This is a genomic window from Paenibacillus sp. EB106-05-06-XG162, from assembly GCF_058791655.1.
Map to the genome: position 1 here is coordinate 347,970 of NZ_JBYTDT010000003.1, position 16,357 is coordinate 364,326.

17 protein-coding genes are annotated in these 16,357 nt (G+C 48.0%); 5 read left to right on the forward strand and 12 right to left on the reverse strand.

From position 1 onward, the window contains the following. Nucleotides 1-9: 9 nt before the first annotated feature. The 10 genes from pduL to deoB all read right to left on the reverse strand — a co-directional run bounded on the left by pduL (nt 10) and on the right by deoB (nt 9,869). A complete protein-coding gene (gene pduL, locus AC3WU2_RS10390) occupies nt 10-762 on the reverse strand; it encodes a phosphate propanoyltransferase (RefSeq protein WP_492453804.1) in 753 nt (250 codons plus the stop codon). Nucleotides 763-773: 11 nt separating this feature from the next. After that, entirely contained in the window at nt 774-1,061 is a 288-nt protein-coding gene (gene eutM / locus AC3WU2_RS10395) for an ethanolamine utilization microcompartment protein EutM (protein WP_018756951.1), read from the reverse strand. Between the two features lie 52 nt (nt 1,062-1,113). Continuing rightward, complete coding sequence (locus AC3WU2_RS10400) at nt 1,114-2,592, reverse strand: aldehyde dehydrogenase family protein (protein WP_492453806.1); 1,479 nt, start codon at nt 2,590-2,592, stop codon at nt 1,114-1,116. A gap of 12 nt (nt 2,593-2,604) precedes the next feature. Then, nucleotides 2,605-2,892, reverse strand: a complete 288-nt coding sequence (locus AC3WU2_RS10405; protein ID WP_492453808.1) for a BMC domain-containing protein — start codon at nt 2,890-2,892, stop codon at nt 2,605-2,607. Nucleotides 2,893-2,910: 18 nt separating this feature from the next. Next, a complete protein-coding gene (gene eutL / locus AC3WU2_RS10410; protein ID WP_492454041.1) occupies nt 2,911-3,564 on the reverse strand; it encodes an ethanolamine utilization microcompartment protein EutL in 654 nt (217 codons plus the stop codon). 306 nt (nt 3,565-3,870) lie between these two features. Beyond that, on the reverse strand, nt 3,871-4,824 hold the full coding sequence (locus AC3WU2_RS10415) for an ABC transporter permease (protein WP_018756947.1): 954 nt from the start codon (nt 4,822-4,824) through the stop codon (nt 3,871-3,873). Nucleotides 4,825-4,827: 3 nt separating this feature from the next. After that, on the reverse strand, nt 4,828-5,901 hold the full coding sequence (locus AC3WU2_RS10420; protein WP_492453810.1) for an ABC transporter permease: 1,074 nt from the start codon (nt 5,899-5,901) through the stop codon (nt 4,828-4,830). Beyond that, nucleotides 5,898-7,430, reverse strand: a complete 1,533-nt coding sequence (locus tag AC3WU2_RS10425; protein ID WP_492453812.1) for an ABC transporter ATP-binding protein — start codon at nt 7,428-7,430, stop codon at nt 5,898-5,900. The genes AC3WU2_RS10420 and AC3WU2_RS10425 overlap by 4 nt, the downstream gene beginning before the upstream one ends. Before the next feature lie 104 nt (nt 7,431-7,534). Further along, nucleotides 7,535-8,566, reverse strand: a complete 1,032-nt coding sequence (locus AC3WU2_RS10430) for a BMP family lipoprotein (RefSeq protein ID WP_492453814.1) — start codon at nt 8,564-8,566, stop codon at nt 7,535-7,537. A 136-nt stretch (nt 8,567-8,702) separates the two neighbouring features. Further along, nucleotides 8,703-9,869, reverse strand: a complete 1,167-nt coding sequence (deoB, locus tag AC3WU2_RS10435; protein WP_492453816.1) for a phosphopentomutase — start codon at nt 9,867-9,869, stop codon at nt 8,703-8,705. 108 nt (nt 9,870-9,977) lie between these two features. Here deoB and AC3WU2_RS10440 point away from each other — a divergent pair, with 108 nt between their 5' ends. After that, nucleotides 9,978-10,700, forward strand: coding sequence for a Crp/Fnr family transcriptional regulator (locus tag AC3WU2_RS10440; RefSeq protein WP_018756942.1), 723 nt, complete (start codon nt 9,978-9,980; stop codon nt 10,698-10,700). A gap of 191 nt (nt 10,701-10,891) precedes the next feature. Continuing rightward, complete coding sequence (gene deoD / locus AC3WU2_RS10445; protein ID WP_018756941.1) at nt 10,892-11,608, forward strand: purine-nucleoside phosphorylase; 717 nt, start codon at nt 10,892-10,894, stop codon at nt 11,606-11,608. A 333-nt stretch (nt 11,609-11,941) separates the two neighbouring features. On the opposite strand, the gene AC3WU2_RS10450 is transcribed toward deoD, so the two are convergent. Then, the gene (locus AC3WU2_RS10450; RefSeq protein ID WP_492453819.1) at nt 11,942-12,286 is read right to left on the reverse strand and encodes a hypothetical protein; all 345 of its coding nucleotides are present in this window, start codon (nt 12,284-12,286) and stop codon (nt 11,942-11,944) included. A gap of 103 nt (nt 12,287-12,389) precedes the next feature. After that, a complete protein-coding gene (locus AC3WU2_RS10455; RefSeq protein ID WP_492453821.1) occupies nt 12,390-12,617 on the reverse strand; it encodes a hypothetical protein in 228 nt (75 codons plus the stop codon). Between the two features lie 166 nt (nt 12,618-12,783). Between AC3WU2_RS10455 and AC3WU2_RS10460 the strand changes: the two genes are divergently transcribed. Genes AC3WU2_RS10460 through AC3WU2_RS10470 form a run of 3 tightly spaced genes read left to right on the forward strand, consistent with a single transcriptional unit; the run spans nt 12,784 to nt 16,333 of the window. After that, nucleotides 12,784-13,719: an ABC transporter permease gene (locus AC3WU2_RS10460; RefSeq protein ID WP_492453822.1), complete on the forward strand. Its 936-nt coding sequence runs from the start codon at nt 12,784-12,786 to the stop codon at nt 13,717-13,719. 11 nt (nt 13,720-13,730) lie between these two features. After that, nucleotides 13,731-14,642 (forward strand): carbohydrate ABC transporter permease, encoded by a 912-nt coding sequence (locus tag AC3WU2_RS10465; protein WP_492453824.1) that lies wholly within the window; start codon nt 13,731-13,733, stop codon nt 14,640-14,642. A 35-nt stretch (nt 14,643-14,677) separates the two neighbouring features. After that, nucleotides 14,678-16,333, forward strand: a complete 1,656-nt coding sequence (locus AC3WU2_RS10470; protein WP_492453826.1) for an extracellular solute-binding protein — start codon at nt 14,678-14,680, stop codon at nt 16,331-16,333. Nucleotides 16,334-16,357 lie beyond the last annotated feature (24 nt).

The window sequence follows — 16,357 nt, forward strand, 5'->3', positions numbered from 1 at the left end:
TCTTCCCCTTCAAGGTGTAATAACTTCAACGTGATTTCCCGTATGCAGCCCTGCCGCATTGGCCTCATCCATGTCTATATGAAAATCAAGCACATATCGCTCATGCACACGTACCGCCACAGATGGGAAAACAAGGGGTCTCCCCTGCGTATGCAGCGTTCGCAGCATAAGGGTATCGCCAGACTTCACTCGAAGAGCAGCAGCATCGGAGGGGGACATATGAACATGGCATTTGGCGACGATCACCCCATGATCCAGATGTACTTGCCCTGCGGGGCCAATGAGCGTGACTCCGGGAGTATTCGCCGTATCGCCAGATAATCGGAGCGGCGCCTGCAATCCAAGCTGAAACCCGTCTGTACGCGATATTTCTACTTGTGTTTCTTCCCGGGTAGGTCCGAGCACGCGAACGCCTCGAATTTCACTTCTCGCTGTGCGCAAAGTAACCTTCTCCATCGCCGCATATTGACCTGGCTGAGATAGAGGACGATCAGGTGTCAATGACACGCCCGTGCCAAAGAGCTGTTCCATGTGCAGCTTTGACAAATGAACATGGCGGTTCGATACCCCAACCGGGATCAATGGAAATGCTGCGCTCGATCGTGATGCGTCCATCTCACTCGTGATCCTGACCTTAATCCCTCTCGATTTCAGAAAATCTGCGGCTGCCGGCGTCAGCTTCCCATTCGGCTCCAATTTAAACGGATTCGGAATTCCCGACGGAAGCATCGCCCTTAGGCTCGATTCAGTCACAATCCCCATATCGCATCTTACTACCCTTCTAATTTAGGCAAAATATGCTCAATATCCGAATGTGGACGCGGAATGACATGAACCGAGATTAACTCGCCAATTTTCTCCGCTGCTGCTGCGCCCGAATCGGTTGCTGCTTTTACTGCGCCAACATCGCCGCGAACCATTACGGTCACGAGTCCACCACCGACATGAACTTTCCCGATCAGCTTCACATTCGCTGCCTTGACCATGGCATCCGCGGCTTCCACCGCTCCGACTAACCCTTTCGTCTCAATCATGCCTAATGCCGACATTTCTCCAGCCATTTAACACGCCTCCTTCGCGATTTTACAATTCGGACGAGCCAATTACCCCATTCTATGAACGCTCTACTTCGGCTAGCACTCTTTTTACAATTTCCATCACATCTTCCCGGCTTATGCTGATTGCTGGCTTCGTATCATGATCAGTGCCGACTGCCACAGGCTGTACGGATTCTCGCTCAGGAATGTCTTGCATGTGAAAAGCAACCCGCTTCACGTTCATCAAATGCTGTGGGCCGATATTGTCGGACGTAATATTATTGCCATACGAGCCGCAGCCGAGCGTTAAGGAGGGGAAGATTCCCGTACTCATGCCGATGCCGCCGAAAGTCGTTCCCGAATTGACGACGATTCGTGAGGCTGGCTTCTCCAGACCGAACGCTTCGATCACTTGAAGATCCGTCGCATGAATCCCCAGTGTATGACCTAATCCGCCCAGCTCGAGCAGCTTTTTGCATAACGTACAGCCTTCCGTTTCATCCTGCACCGTATAGAGCGCAAGAATTGGACACAGCTTCTCGATTGAAAAAGGGGCATGCTTGCCGACTTCCTCTTCCTCCGCGATGAATACGGTCGTGTGAACCGGAATTGTGATGCCAGCGAGTGCAGCAATCGCTTCGGGAGATTTGCCGACAATCTGCGAATTCAGGCCGCCGTTTCGGAGGATGAGTCCTTCGATCGCTCGTTTCTCCGCATGAGATAGCATATACGCCCCACGACGGATGAACGCATCGATAATCGCTGATTTAACAGCCTGATCAACGACTAACGCCTGCTCCGAAGCACATATGGTACCGTAATCGAACGTCTTGCTGCGAATGATGCGCGATACTGCTTGCTCCACATCTGCACTTCGATGTACGTAGACCGGGACATTGCCAGGACCGACGCCGTATGCAGGTTTGCCAGAGCTGTAAGCGGCTTTTACCATCGCGGTGCCGCCCGTGGCGAGGATCAGATCCGTATCCCGATGCGTCATGAGTTCTTTGCTTGCTTCTAGTGTTGGAAGTGCGAGACATTGAATGATGTGCGGCGGTGCGCCTGCCCGTTCTGCCGCCGATTGCATCCGAGACGCTGCTTCGAAGGAACATTGCTTCGCCCCCGGATGTGGACTGAATACGATGCTATTGCGTGCTTTGAGCGCGATCATCGCCTTGAACATGACGGTTGAGGTCGGATTCGTAGACGGTACGATGCCGGCAATAACCCCAACAGGCTGCGCAATTTCCCATACTTTGCGTTCCTCATCCCGATGAATGATCCCAACCGTCTTCATCGATTTGATGGCGGGGTAGATCGAATCGGCCACGAACAAGTTCTTTGCCGCTTTATCCGGCACGTTGCCAAAGCCTGTCTCCTGTACGGCAAGCTCGGCCAATGCTGAAGCAGACCGCCGGACTTCGCCTGCCATCTCCGCAATCACGGCGTCGATCTGCACTTGGCTCATCGCCTCCAGCTGCGCTTGCGCAGCCTTCGCACGCTGTAAGGCATCACGTACTTCTTGTATGGATTGTAAATCAATATCGAATCCCATAGGGTCTCCTCCTTACTCCGGATTCGGATAGATCCGATCTTGCACCTGCAGATCCGGTCTTGCAATGACATGCGCACTTAACAGCTTGCCGACTTGTCTTGCCGCTTCCTGCCCTGCATCAACCGCTGCTCGAACGGAAGCCACATCCCCGACCAAATAGATCGTGACGATTCCGGCATCCGCCTTCTCCAGCGTAACGACACGTACATCTGCGGCTTTGGCGGCCGCATCCGATGCAGCGATCAAGGCTGGAATTCCCCACGTCTCGATCATGCCTAACGCTTCATGTTTACCGCTCATACGCTACCTCCTCTACCCTCATCGCATGTACTGTGGGTTACGTGCAACGTCGTGTACCGCAGCACGGAACGCCTCCGCTGCAGCTGTACAAGCCGATTGACTACCTGTTAAAAGTCCGCCTGCAAAGTTCGTCTCTGTCGGTGGACCGTAGAAGGTCTGCAGCTTCACATCTGCCGCCTTCAAGGCCGCATCCAATCCGATCATCGCTTCGAGCGGAGGGGCGATCAAGTAGGCGAGTGGCTCACCTTCGCGGATACCCGCAATGCGTGATAAGTATCGACCTGTTCGAGAGACGACATGCGCATAATAGGCATGCGTCGCCTCGGCATTAAGCGCGTAGAAGCATGCGCCACGATCCATCACTTCAATGGCGGCAGAGAGGCCGCTCTGCACTTCTGCCGGACTCGCACCGCCAATCATCCCGATAAATTCACCAGATAGCGGCCCTGAGGCATGGCCTGATCCGGCATAGAATGACTTCGCATAGACGACGTCCACATCTGCACGCTTCGTCGCTTCATCGATTGCCGTATAACCGACGTCATCGATCGTTGATGTAATCAGTCCCAAGCTGCGGACTGTAGGGGGTAGCTCCAGCTGTGCTGCCAAGCCTGCATCTACATTCGGGATCACGCGAACGGCGAGCGGTACAGCTCGAATGGGCTTATCCATAACAAGCATTCAACTCCGATCCTGCATTCTGACGATAACGTGGGGACCTCGAAAACGTAAGACAAAAAAACGCCATGCTCCATACAATCCATTCGGAAGACTCCGAAGTCGCATGAATCAAGGCGCCATTGCCTTATCGTTATCGCTATATACTTGTATTATCAGCATATGATGGACAAAACTGATTATGCCCTGATGTTGCAGCAATTACTGCAATTCATTCACAGAGGGGTTCGGGTTATATACAGGCAACACAAAAACGCCTCTCATCCTAAGGATAAGAGGCGTTCATTACTAAAAATCGAATTATCGTTTACCCGGATCATACGGTTCCCCAAGCGCACTTGGTCCGCTTGAGCGTCCAACGGCGAAGAGGAGAATGAGTAGTGTCATCAAGTACGGCAGCATATAGAATACTTCCGTCGGAATGCTTTTCGCCCAATCGTAGATTTGTGCCTGATCCTTCAGTGCTTGCGCAAAACCGAAGAATAACGAAGCGCCAAATGCACCAACGGGATTCCATTTACCGAAGATAACCGCTGCTAACGCGATAAACCCTTGACCCGAAATCGTACTTTGTGCGAAGCTGCTTCCTGCTGTCAAGGCAATCGTCGCACCGCCAAGCGCAGCGATCGATCCGCCGACAAGCACGGCATACGTACGGATACGGTTTACTTTGACACCCGCTGTATCAGCTGCTCCCGGATGCTCCCCTACAGCACGCATACGAAGACCAAGCGGTGTCTTATACATCACGAACCAAACCACGGCTACGAGGATCAGAGCGATATACGTTGTTGGATAAGCCGTGAAGATCGCGTTACCCAGAAACGGAATGCTGCTCAGACCTGGAATCGCCCATTTATGAAATACATGATCGATAATCGGTGTCTCTGCTGCACCATCGAATAACAATTTAACCATGAAGAAGGTTGAGCTCGCAGCCAGCAAGTTAACGACAATCCCGCTGATAACCTGATTCGCCTTGAACTTAATTGAAGCAAGTGCATGAATGCCTGAGAAGATTAAGGTAACGACCATCGCACAGATCAAGCCGATCCATGGCGAAGCCCCACCCATTCCTGCTGTCTCCGCATAATGTGTAGCGACGGCTGCTGAGAAAGCACCGGATACCATGAAGCCCTCAAGCCCCAAGTTGATAACCCCCGTACGCTCTCCAATTACCCCGCCGAGTGAAGCAAAGATTAATGCTGTGGCGAACACGAACGTCCCGTTGATTAGATTGCTTAGAATATCCATGTCCTACCCCTCCTCCCGCTTCGGTTTGCGTCTGAACATCTTCAAGAACATCCGGATTGCGGCCGGTGCTGCAGCGAAGAAGATAATAATACTAATTACCATCCGAATAACTTCTGGCGGAACATCCGCACCAAAGCTCATCCCTTGCGCACCATAGTAGAGCGCTCCGAACAATGTACCCGATAAGAGTACGCCTACCGAAGTGTTCATACCCAGCAATGCAACCGCGATACCATCGAACCCGATACCTGACGTATTCGGTGCAATCGCCATGTATTTGAACACGCCTAGAATTTCGAAAGTACCGATCAATCCGCCAATCGCACCCGAGATGAAGAATGTACGGATGGCAATGCTCGATACGTTCATCCCCGCATATTCAGCTGCATGCTTATTGTAACCAACCGCACGCAATTCATAGCCCCATTTTGTACGGTTCAAATAATAGTAGTACCCGATTAACATGAAGATGACGATGAAGAATCCCCAGTGAATCCGTGCGCCGCCGAATAGATCGGACAACCAAGCAATTTGAATACTTGCCGAATCATGAATCGGCTGCGAACGAGAAGTTCCCATCTCCGCCATGAATGTCTTAATTACGATATGGCTAATGTATAAGGCAATCCAGTTCAACATGATACAGGAGATAACCTCGTTCAAGCCGCGTTTAACTTTGAAAATCGCAACAAGTGCGCCCCAGATTCCGCCGAACAATGCGCCGACAAGAATCGCTACGATCCCGTGAAGGATTGGCGGCAAATCTAACATATTACCGACCAACAAAGCACCGAGTGAACCCATCACAATCTGTCCCTCGACCCCAATGTTGAACATGCCGCCGCGGAAAGCTACGGCAACAGCAAGACCTGATAAGATGAGCGGTACGATTTGGCGAAGCGTCTCACCGATGTCGTACGGACTTCCGAAAATTTTCTCAATCAAGGATTGATAAGCGAGAATAGGGTTGTACCCGCCGGCCAACATGACAATCGCGCCAATCAAAATCCCGATAATAATCGATAAGACCGGAATCCAAATCGAATCGGAACGAAGGAGTTTGCGTACATTATTCAATTGGAATCCCCTCCTTGTCGTCTGCCTGCCATCATCAGTCCAAGCTCTTGATCATTGGTTTGATCTGGGTACGTTTCCCCTACAATTTGACCATTGAACAAGACAATAATGCGGTCTGCTACATTCATAATCTCTTCAAGCTCGAACGATACGAGCAATACGCCCTTCCCGTTGTTGCGCTCTGCAATTAACTCTTTGTGCACGAACTCGATTGCACCTACATCCAATCCCCGCGTTGGTTGTGCCGCGATCAGCACCTTCGGACGGCGGTCAATTTCCCGTGCAATAATCAGTTTCTGTTGGTTCCCCCCGGACATCGCCCGAACCGGTACATCATACCCTGGAATCCGAATATCGAAGGATTTCACGTATTTCTCTGCAAGCGTTTGCGCTGCTTTGCTATCCATCAATCCGCCTTTGTTCATCTCAGGCTTATTATAAATTTGAAGAATGGAATTCTCAGGCACCGTAAAGTCTAGCACTAGACCATGTTTGTGTCGGTCCTGCGGAATATGCGACATCCCGGACTGTCCGACGATACGCGGTGATTTATTCAGAATATTGACGCCATCAAGCTCAATAGCGCCTGAATCAGAACGACGCATACCTGTCAATGCCTCAATGAGTTCCGCTTGACCGTTGCCATCTACCCCTGCAACCCCGACGATCTCACCCGCGCGCACTTGGAAGGATAGACCGTTAACCGCCATTTGTCCATTGTCGCCGCGAACTTTCAGATCTTTGACCGAGAGAATCGCTTGCTGTGGTTGCGCTTTCTCTTTATCCGTCTTGAATCGAACTTCCCGACCAACCATCTTCTCGGCTAGCTCTTGCGGACTTGATTCTTTAACAACAACCGAATCAATAACGCGGCCACGACGGATGATCGTACAGGTGTCCGCTACTTCCATAATCTCTTTCAATTTATGCGTAATGATAATAATTGATTTGCCTTCACTTGCCAGGCGTTTCATAATCGCGAGCAGCTCGGTAATTTCTTGCGGCGTGAGAACGGCTGTCGGTTCATCTAGAATGACAATATCCGCACCGCGATAAAGCGTCTTCAAAATTTCAACCCGTTGCTGCATCCCTACTGAAATATTCTCAATCTTTGCGGATGGATCGACATTGAGTCCATACTGCTCCGATAATTGTCGTATTTTTGCGGAAGCGCTCTTCATATCTGTTGCTAAGCCTGCTTTTGGCTCCATACCAAGTATAATATTCTCCGTTACTGTGAACGGTTGTACCAATTTAAAATGCTGATGGACCATCCCGATCCCCAGTTCAATCGCCTTATTCGGCGTATCCATCTGTACCTCTTGACCTCTTACCCAAATTGAACCTTCTGTCGGCTGATATAGCCCAAATACAATGTTCATCAGTGTTGACTTGCCCGCACCATTCTCGCCGAGCAATGCGTGAATCTCACCCTGTTTAAGCGCAAAGCTTATATCCTCATTCGCAACTACTTCACCAAAACGCTTCGTTATTCCCTTAAGCTCCAGCACCGTTTCAGCCTGCGCCATTAGACGTTCTCCTTCCTGCTACCTACTGCCAGAAATCATGAATCTTAGAGACCATCCTCTGCACGAATGCAAAGGATGGCCTTCTCGTTCACAACAAAAATCGTTTATTTCTCAGGAATCTTAATTTCACCGTTAATGATTTTTGTTTTGTACTCTTCAACTTTCTTCAATACATCCGCCGGAACATTCTTGCTCGATGTATCAGCAATGCCTACACCGTCTTCTTTTAGACCCATTTGAGTAACTTTACCGCCTGGGAATTTACCTTCAGCAAGTTGTTTGGAGATTTCATATACCGCTACGTCAACTTTCTTGATCATCGAAGTCAATGTTACATCATCGCCGAAAGTCAAGGATTGGTCTTTATCTACACCTATAACCCATACTTTTTCACCTTTAGCAACACGCTCTTTGGCTTCGTTAAATACGCCGTTACCTGTCAAACCGGATGCATGGAAAATAATGTCCACGCCGTCGTTGTACATGGTAGCTGCTGCCGATTTACCCATGTCAGCACGTGTAAATTGACCTGTGTAGTTGACGATGAATTTCGCGTTAGGGTTTACTGCCTTGATCCCTTCACGGAAACCAGCGGCGAAACGTTGGATTGGAGGAATTTCCATCCCGCCGACAAAGCCGATTTTGTTCGTCTTCGTCATAAGACCTGCGATAACCCCCACCAAGTAGGATCCCTCTTGTTCTTTGAACGAAACCGCTGCCACGTTAGGCACTTCGATGGAGGAGTCGATAATCCCAAGCTTCGCGTTTGGATTTTCCTTCGCGATTCTTGTTACCGCATCATCGAGTGTAAAAGCAGTCGCCCAAGTCAGGTCATAACCGCCTTTTACGAATTGGTTCAAGCTTGGCTCTACGTCGGAATCTTGTTTAGGCTCCAAGTATTTTACATCATAGCCGAAGTCAGTTTTTAACTTTTGAAGAGCTTCCCAGGCGTTCTGGTTGAATGATTTGTCATTCACGCTACCAAGGTCAGTAACCATCCCGACTTTCAATTTTTTGCCGCCAGGAGCTTCACCCGTGGCTGCGCCGCCTTCTTCCGTCTTCTTCGCACCACAAGCTGTTAATGCCATAGACACCATCAAGACGAATACGAGCATAAGATTGATTCGTTTTTTCATGTAGATCGACCCTCCAAGAATTATTTTTATATATTTCATTGACAGCAGGGACATTTGGCTAGAACAGCACTTCAAGGAAGTTGAATTTTCGCCGCCCCGCCGTCATAATGAACAAGTAGAACAATATATCGGATGACTATAAGAAGCTTTTACCGTGTGTATCGAAGGATACTTGGAAATTCGCTGCAATCGTCGCTGCCAAGTCGGCAAAAGTCGAACGAACGCCAATCGTCGTTGTCTTCCCTTGGAACTTCGGACTATATGCAAGTACCGGCACGTATTCACGAGTATGATCGGTTCCCGGATGAATCGGGTCATTCCCGTGATCTGCTGTTATGATTAACAGGTCATCTTCACCCATGGTGGAGAGGATCTCAGGCACATAGCGATCGAACTCTTCAAGACATGCAGCATAACCTGCTGGATCTCGGCGATGTCCGTACAAGGAATCGAAATCAACCAGATTCGTGAACAACATACCATGGAAATCTTTCTTCATATATTCAATTGTTTTAAGAATACCATCCTCATTGCTCTTCGTGGAAGTGTACTCCGTAATGCCTTCGCCTGTGAAAATATCATTTATTTTACCTACAGCAATGACATCAAGTCCATGATCCTTCAATGCATTAAGAACAGTTGGTCCAGACGGGCTAAGTGCATAGTCATGACGATTCGGTGTACGGGTGAAGTTACCCGGCGTTCCTACATAAGGTCTAGCAATGATACGTCCCACTGCGTAAGGAGCAGTTAACGTCATTTCTCGAGCAATTTCGCAAGCGCGATACAATTCATCGAGCGGAATAATGTCTTCGTGTGCAGCCAATTGGAATACGCTGTCGGCTGACGTATAGACAATCCATGCGCCCGTGCGCATCTGTTCTTCGCCGTATTCGACTAGGATATCCGTCCCAGACGCCGGTTTATTCCCGATCACTTTACGGCCTGTACGTTGTTCAAATTCTTCAATCATTTCTGCTGGGAATCCATTCGGATACACTTCGAAAGGAATCGTAACGTTTAAACCCATGAGTTCCCAGTGACCTGTCATTGTATCCTTGCCAACAGAAGTCTCTGCCATTTTACCATACATCGCAAGAGGCTCTTGGGCTGGCGGGATTGCAGCGATCGGAGCGATATTCCCTAACCCTAGCTTCTGAAGGTTCGGTAATTGAATAGTCGGCACACGCTCAGCGATATGCCCTAAGGTATGGGATCCTACATCCCCGAATTGATTAGCATCCGGTAATTCGCCGATGCCAACGCTGTCTAATACGATCGTCGTAATTCGTTTGAAAGTCATAAGTAACCACTCCTGTTGTTATATTTGCCTATATTTCATGGAAAAATGTTCGGCGCTTGCAATAAAAAAGTTGAATCCCATGAAACCGCCTGAAAGTGAGGTCTACCCATGATAACCGATTTGAGACAAATCACCATTTTTCAAGACTTGCCCGATGAGGGCGTGGAACGCATCATGCCGATGCTCAAGAAACGTCAATTCCGGAAAAACCAAGTCATCATCTACGAACAAGATCAGAATGGCGATGTGTTCATTATTCGTTCAGGGTCGATCAAAGTGTATAGTTTATTAGAAGATAAGGAAATCATATATGGGGTCGCCTTCCCCGGCCACGTCGTCGGCGAGATTGAAGCTATCTATTATGACGATTACCGCATTGCCTCGATCGCGGCGATGGAAACCGTTCATACGTGGTTTATTACTAAGCAAGATTTTCTCAAAATCGTGGATGAATATCCAAGCGTGCTCCGCCGGGCTTATTGGTTGCTCGTGGAGAGTGTTCGAATTTTGAATCGTAAAGCGCAATATATCTCTTTCCTAGATACACGTCTGAAGGCTGCCAACCTCATCTACGACCTGTATTGCAACCTTGGAATGGAAACGGACACTGAATCCGCTTACATTATTGACTACAAACTCACACATCATGTGATTGCCAATATGATTGGCGTAACGCGGGAGTCCATCTCCAAAGTGTTGAAGGATTTCCAAGATGAGGGCATCATCTCGATTGAACGAAAGACGATTACGATTACGGATCTCGCCAAGCTTCGCAGCATTTGTGATTCCGTAGGTCACGTCCCTCCGAAGCATCGCATCTGGTATGCGTAGCCTCGTGACAATTCGATTATAGGTCTAATGGTCAAGAAGTTCAGTTAACCTCTGCACGGTTTTTTTGTAATCTAGTTCACATAAAAGGAATGGTACGGGTTACGGAAATATTGAATGAGGTATGTTACTGTAGTGAAGTAAAACGTTTTCAAAACAAATGGCTTGAAATCACGAAGGAGGCTTTTATTACGATGAGTGTACATTTAGCAGCAAAACCAGGTGACATTGCACCCGTAGCTCTAATGCCAGGAGATCCGCTTCGCGCGAAATATATTGCAGAGACGTTCCTAGAAAATGCGAAATGCTATAGCGAAGTGCGCGGCATGTTAGGATATACAGGTACGTATAAAGGGAAACCCATTACTGTTCAAGGTTCCGGGATGGGTGTTCCATCGTTCGCGATTTACTCGACAGAATTAATCCAAGATTACGGCGTGAAAACAATTATCCGTATCGGAACTTGCGGCGCGATCCAAGAGGATGTGAAGATCCGTGACGTACTCATCGCACAAGCGGTATGTACAGATTCTTCGATCAACCACACGCGTTTCCCTGGGTATTCGTTCGCACCGATCGCTGATTTCGATCTGATCAAAACAGCATACGAAATCGGGCAACAAAAGAACTTGAACCTTCGTGTAGGTAACATCCTGTCTTCCGATGTGTTCTACACAGAAGATAACAATAGAGAAACGATGATGAAGCTTGGCCAATACGGCGTATTAGCTGTTGAAATGGAGACTGCAGCGCTCTATACATTGGCAGCGAAACATAAGATCAAAGGTCTTGGCATGTTCACGGTAAGTGACCACTTGATCACGCATGAAGCAACTTCTGCGGAAGAGCGCCAAACGACGTTCAACGACATGATCGTGGTAGCGCTTGAGACAGCTATTCTTCAAGGTTAATAATTGCATTACTGGAATGGCAAAAAGCCCGAATTGGATTCGGGCTTTTTTGCTATATGGGACTAAAGCTCCATTCTGAGGATAGCCATTCTACTACTAGTGTCCGACATTGTGCGCGGATTCATCGAAATGCTGCAAGATAGCAACGATGACAAGCATAACTGTCATTCCAAGGAGAGCATATCCAATCCACCTACCGTTAGTATGCTTCTTATTAGAACTTCGACTTGTTAGGAGTAGAAAACCTACTCCTATTAGTAGTCCAATTATGATAACTAGATTAAGATATTGAGACATGGTAGCCTCCCTTATTTCACAGAAAGAATCCCGAATCTACTCTTCTCCTCCAAGGGCATCGAGCGGAACCAAATACAATTCCATCCCATCATCTTCTACGAGTGCTAGATTCTCATTATTATAGGCGTGCAACAAGGTAAGCTCGCTGCCCTCAGGAAGCTCTTCGATTTCGCGCTTAAGTGTGACAGCCTTCTCCACTTGCCCCTCCGGGTAATAATTCGAAATTTGCAATAGCTTAGATTGCAGTTCGTCCAAATGATAGGTCATTTCGGTATAGATGTTTCTCGCTTCCTCGCTAGATTCACGTGCAGCCAACGTGTTGTATCCATCCGCTAGTGCTTCCATTTCCTTCGCGACTTCAAATGTATTCTTGATATTCATGTTGTTATCTCCTTTGTACTTAACGATCAATCCATCCTATATTCGATACTTCTCAGTGTACTACCTTTTCCCACATCCAACCACGTTTCGATGGTAAAGATGATTAGGCTTCGCCTTTGAATTTGAATTTACCTGCTTTGTAGGTCCCGATTTCATAGTTATTGATAAAGGCCGTTACCGTAGCATCGTCCCCCCATTTGTCCATATGCTCCCCTGGCCACTTCATATAATTAGACTTCGTTGCTTCAATAATGCCAAGCATTTTCTTAAGAGAGCGAAATGAACAGCGAATCCATTTAAGCAATAAACATTTCTTGATTTCGGAATACATTTTTTTACTTCCGAACCATTTTACATACCTCCTCGCCATGCCCGAAAATATTGCGCAGCATTTCAAATTATGTTGCTTGCTGCCACCCAAAATTCCCCATTATGATAAATCCATGCGGAAGAACGGGCCCGGAAATGCCGCAATCGATCGGTGAAAGGAGAAGGTTATGAGAGCAATCCGTCAGCCAGGTAAGCGTGTCTCTTTTCGCTTACGTGAGAATATGCAGCTGTATTTGATCATGCTGCCTGTCCTGCTGCATATTTTTATTTTCAGCTATATTCCCATGTACGGGATCGTCATCGCATTTCAGAATTATTACCCGGGAAAACCTTTCTTCTCATTTGAAAGCGCTAACTGGGTTGGGCTGCAGCATTTTATCGATTTTTTTAGCGGTCCTTATTTCGGAAGGCTGATGCGTAACACGTTTTTACTCAGTTTTTACACGCTTGTCTTCGGCTTTTGGGTGCCAATTCTATTCGCCCTTCTACTTAATGAGCTAAAGAGCGGTATTTTCAAGAAATTCGTACAGACGGCAAGCTACTTGCCTCACTTTATTTCCAACGTTGTCGTTGCCGGCATGGTCTTGTCCTTCATTAATGCGGACGGCATTATCAATGCGATGGTGAAGCTGTTCGGCGGCGAGTCGACGGTTGCGCTGAATACAGAGGCTGGATATTTTCCTGCCATCTATACGATCACGAATATCTGGAAATCTTTTGGCTGGAGCAGCATTCTCTATCTGGCCTCGATGTCCTCCGTCGATCCGCATCAATATGAAGCGGCCAAAATGGACGGCGCTAATCGATTCAAGCAAATGCTCCATATTACGCTGCCTTCCATTCGTCCGACAATTTTCATCTTGTTGATCTTTGCCGTTGGAAATTTATTGTCAGCGAACAGCGAATTTATTCTACTTATTTATAATCCGATGGTCTATGAGACGGCGGATGTCATCGGCACTTACTTGTACCGTGACGGCCTGCTCGGCGGCAATTTCAGCTCGGGTACGGCAGTAGGCTTATTCATCTCGATCATCAATTTCTCTTTGCTCTACATTGCCAATGCATTAAGCCGCAAATATTCTGACTACGCCTTATGGTAAGGAGGAGTTCGATGATAGCCTCGCTCAAGAGGAATCCGAACGCAATTCGGCAAGGCTCCGTCGTTGTCGATATCGTCTTGCTCGTGATCGCACTCATCATTTGCTTCATTACACTGTATCCTTTTTATTTCGTCATCATCATGTCCATCAGCAATCCTCAAGAAGTCGCGGCTATGAACGTATTCTGGTTCCCTAAAGGATTCTTTCTCGGCTCCTATGAACTGATTGTCCGAGACACCAAAATGTGGTGGGCCTACTCGAATACGATAATCTATGTATCCGCGGGAGCGTTCTTGAATTGTCTCATGGCCGTGCTCGGTGCTTATCCACTGACGGTACGCAGACTGATCGGGCGCAAATGGGTTGTTGCGTTCATCTTGATCCCAATGTATTTCGCCGGCGGATTGATTCCATCTTACCTGCTCGTGAACCAGCTCGGGCTATACAACACCATGTTCGCCGTCATCATTCCCGGCATGGTGAGCATCTGGAACATCATTCTCGTTCGGACGTTCTTCTCGACGATCCCGGAAGGGCTGAAAGAATCCGCCTTTATTGACGGTGCCTCACACTGGCAGATGCTGTTCCGAGTCGTCCTGCCGATATCCAAACCGATTATCGCGGTCATTGCCATCTATTCGATCGTCGCCATTTGGAACAGTTGGTTCGATGCGCTCGTGTATCTGCCGAATGAGAAGCTGCATCCGCTGCAGATGTATCTATACCGCGTCGTGGTACAGCAATCAGTAGATTTGAAAACACTGTCGCTCCAGGATACCCGAAATGCCGTAGAGAACATGTTATCGAACATTCAATTGAAGTATGCCATCATCGTCTTTACGACGCTGCCCGTTATTTTTACCTATCCATTCTTTCAGAAATATTTCATCAAGGGCGCTCTGCTAGGTTCATTAAAAGAATAGAAGCATAAACATTTAATTATAGGGGGAATTCGTCCATGAAGCTTTGGAAAAGAACATTTCTATCCGGGTTGACGGCTGCATTGCTCGTCGGATCCGTCGCTGCTTGCAGCAGCAAAACAGATAATGATGCGAGCGGCACGAAGCAGGAACGCAACGGCAGCACCACTTCTTCTGAACAGAAGGTTACGAAACTAAAAATGCTCGGACCCGCCGGCATCAACAAATATATTAAATACGATGATCGCGAGAACTATCCGGTATGGGGCGAGATCGACAAGTTGCTGAAGAATGAAGGACTCGAGCTGGACAACGAATTTGTCCCTGCAGAACAATATGAAGTGGTGCTCAAGACAAGAATGGCGTCGGGGTCCAATCTGCCTGACATCGTGAACGTCTCGAAGCTGGATAATACAACCGTGCTGAACCTTGCGAAGCAAGGCGTGCTGGTCGACTTGAACCCGCTCATCGAGAAGTACAGCAACGGCAACATCAAGAAAATGTACGACCAAGAGTTCCCTTACGCAAGAAAATCGACCACCTCTCCGGACGGCAAAATGTACTGGTTCAGCAACCTGCACAAAAAGACCTACCAAGGCAAAGATCCGGCGCCGGTCTCCCTTACGATGCTCATCCGCAAAGATTGGCTGGAAAAGCTCCATCTCCCGGTTCCAACGACAGCCGATGAATATCTGCAGACGCTCAAGAAATTCAGAGAGCTTGATGCGAATGGCAACGGCAAGAAAGACGAAGTGCTCGCCTACAATTATCCAGGTCAATTCACCGGTGCGATCGCCCAATGGTTCGGGCTAGGTTCGGGCATCACAGCCGTTGATGTCGAGAACAAAAAAATCGTATCTCCATGGTATCAAGAAGGCGTTAAGGATTACTTCCGCTATATGCAGCGGCTCGTGAAGGAAGGCGTGCTCGATACAAGCCTCATTGAAGCGACAGGTGAGCAGAATCAACAGAAAATGACGGATAATCAAGTAGCTTCCCTGCACGACTATAATTTGGAGAATTATCAAGAACCGACAATTAAAGGCGGTGGCGAATTCCTGCCGCTCATGCCGCTGAAGGCTGTTGAGGGAATCACGCCAGCCGTGCAGCAGGAGCCTCACTTCCTTATTTTCAATAAATATGCCATTACAAAAGATTGCAAAGACCCCGCGGCAGCCATAAAATTCTTCGATATGGTCTACTCGGAGAAATATGCAGATCTGATGTTCTGGGGTATTGAAGGACAGACCTATAAAGTCGAGAGCAACGGCGCAAAAGTATATCTAAACAACGGACCGGCGGAAGAATTAGCGAAAACCAAACAGGTGACGGGCAACATGCTGCTCGGCGATACCGTCTTCCCGCGCGTGCAATTCTCCAACCTGGAATTCGAGCTGGCCAGCGCACCGAAATATAAAGCGGATAATGAACTGCAAGTGCTTAACTACAAGCCGTATTATGTCAACATGAACAATAACTTCTTGGCGATTCCGGATGACAAGCAATTGGAGACGAAGACGAAAATCCTGACCAACCTGAACACCTACTCCTCAGAGCTGGCGACAAAGCTCGCTTTAGGTCAGAAATCGCTTGACGACTGGGATCAATATATTGCGGAACTGAAGAAGCTTGGCCTCGACCAATTGATTGAGATCGATCAACAATTGCTTGACAGGTATAACAGCATCCAGTAATGTTACAAAAAAAAGGAAAATGGC